This is a genomic window from Pseudoalteromonas sp. S1609 (genome assembly GCF_005887255.1).
Taxonomy (GTDB): Bacteria; Pseudomonadota; Gammaproteobacteria; order Enterobacterales; family Alteromonadaceae; genus Pseudoalteromonas.
This window is the reverse complement of sequence record NZ_PNDJ01000103.1, coordinates 1-2,255: the sequence shown is the minus strand read 5'-3', so window position 1 is coordinate 2,255 and position 2,255 is coordinate 1. Positions and strand designations below refer to the sequence as shown.

Here is a 2,255-nt window from a genome sequence, read left to right as displayed (position 1 = left end):
GGGAGCATATTCACACCAATCGACGGCATTACTGGGTGCGTAGCCATATTTAAAGTGAGTTTAAATGATGAGAACACTTGGTTTTTGAATAAAAAGATCAAGAAAACACAGCTGCCTGCTTGACCGGAACTTTCTAATGGGTGACCCCTTTCGTTTGAAACAGAAGCTAAAATAGTAAAACAAATGAAGGCAATGCTAGAGCAAAGCTTAGTCGCGCTATAGTTTATAAAAACCAATTTAAGCGCATATAAAAGAGCAATAATATTGCCCTTTTATAGCCCGCATTAAGCAAAGTGTTCAATACATCAAAATCCAAGTTCATTTAGTCTATTAAAATAGATACAGTATTTTAATATATTAACTTCTATAGCTCACACAACGACATTTCATGTTTCGGTTTTGCTATTTTTTTACTTGTTAGCGTTTTTCCTGTTTCTGTATCAAGGGTTATAACATCCCAATTTTGGTTTTTATTGGTTGTTATTAATACTTTTAAATTCCCATTACACAGCTTTGGTGGAATATTTATTTGAGTCCAAGATAATTCAATATCCCATGTACCATCCAACCTATAGCAACTGCCTGTATTTATAGAACTAAGCTTTGCCCACCCGCGCGGGTGGCAAGCAATTAAATAAGGTTTTTCAGCCACCACTGTAGATTTGGGCTTAACTTTAAAGCCTGTTGAGGTTAAACCATCGTCTTCAATTTGAAGAGCATCTCCAGCTGAACTAATAACATAAAATTTATTATTAGCTTTGAAAAATTGTGATACATAACCCCTTGTTAAAGGCCAGTATTTTATTGGCTCCTTGTTATAGGGAATAAAACTTACATATGAAGCGTTACTACCATTTATTATTTTATAACCTCCAAGTAACCAGCCATTATCTGAGTCAAAAACGGTAGATACGCTATCAAGTTCAATAGATACTTCATTACCGTTAGGCAGCAAGTACATACTTGCTGCAAGCAGGTTATTACTAAATAAAAAAAAAGCACTCATCGTCACTGATAAAATGCAGATACTTTTATTAATTTGATTTATAACGTTCATGATATTTATGTACCGTAAATGAAGTGCCTCGTTTAAAAGCACCTATGGTGAATAAGCGGTCTCTATCGTTAGGTTTTAAATGAATACACCCATGTGAAGGTACCAATCGAACTGTTGAACCTGTTGCTTTTTCGGCTTCGTTCTCCGGCGTAGTGTGAAACATTTGCCCTGATAGACGCTCTTTTCCATCAAGTATTTTATTACCATTAATATCTTTAAACCAACGAATAGCAGTAGGCCCAAAATCATTGAACACCCACTTGTCAGGTACCACTTCTTTGCCATACAGCTCTTTATGCATTTCCATGATTGCACTACGCACAGGTAGTTTATATAACTGATTTAGACTTCCCCACTTACCACTTGGTAGGGCATACCAAATATCTCCTTTTGCAGGCATATCTTTTAGCTTAGTGCCCCAAGTTAGTTTTGATGTAGGCCAAGTAGGCGTTCTATAAGCTTCTGTTTTATCTATTATATAATGACCTGGCGTAGTCGGCTCTTCGGCCATATAGGGATCATTACCAACTTTTGGAGGGCCTCCCATCGCTTCAAATTGAGCGAATTTCAAACCATTTTGCTTTATAACCAAAAGGTCCTGACCTGGATAAAAATGAACTTCCATATGAACTTAAACTCCATTTACTTATAATTTTATTTTCCTGAGACCTAAATAAGGTATTTATATTAGGTCAGATAGCTAATTTTTATACAACATTAGTGTACCTAATAACCTACCACACGTAAATAACTCATAAAAAACCTTTGCAACATCTATTATCTTTTATCCTAGGAAAATAATTCTTATGCTTAGATTCGTCAGGAGCAGAAGCGAAGGGGTTAAAGGATTGGTAATGTGTAAGCATAAACCACAGAATTGTTACAGCGCAGTGTGTAAACACAGCCAGAAACTGGACTGATATTGGTACTAAACGATGACTGAGGCGAAAGCCAAGGGCATTAATTAATCATCAATAATGCTTAATTAAACTGCCTAAATTCATATGGATGACTGGTGCATATTCACACCAATCGACGTCATTACTGGGTGCGTAGCCATATTTAAAGTGAGTTTAAATGATAAGAACACTTGTTTTTTGAATAAAAAGATCAAGAAAACACAGCTGCCTGCTTGACCGGAACTTTCTAATGGGTGACCCCTTTGGCTTTTCCATATAAATTAGTACGAACTACAATC

At 36.1% G+C, this 2,255-nt stretch carries 2 protein-coding genes; both read right to left on the bottom strand.

What is annotated here, in order from left to right; genetic code table 11:
• Positions 1–364 precede the first annotated feature (364 nt).
• Positions 365–1,057, bottom strand: coding sequence for a hypothetical protein (locus tag CWB76_RS18820; RefSeq protein WP_138594845.1), 693 nt, complete (start codon positions 1,055–1,057; stop codon positions 365–367).
• The gene (locus tag CWB76_RS18815) at positions 1,035–1,682 is read right to left on the bottom strand and encodes a L,D-transpeptidase family protein (protein ID WP_138594843.1); all 648 of its coding nucleotides are present in this window, start codon (positions 1,680–1,682) and stop codon (positions 1,035–1,037) included. Before CWB76_RS18815 ends, CWB76_RS18820 begins: the two co-directional genes overlap by 23 nt.
• Positions 1,683–2,255: the final 573 nt, after the last annotated feature.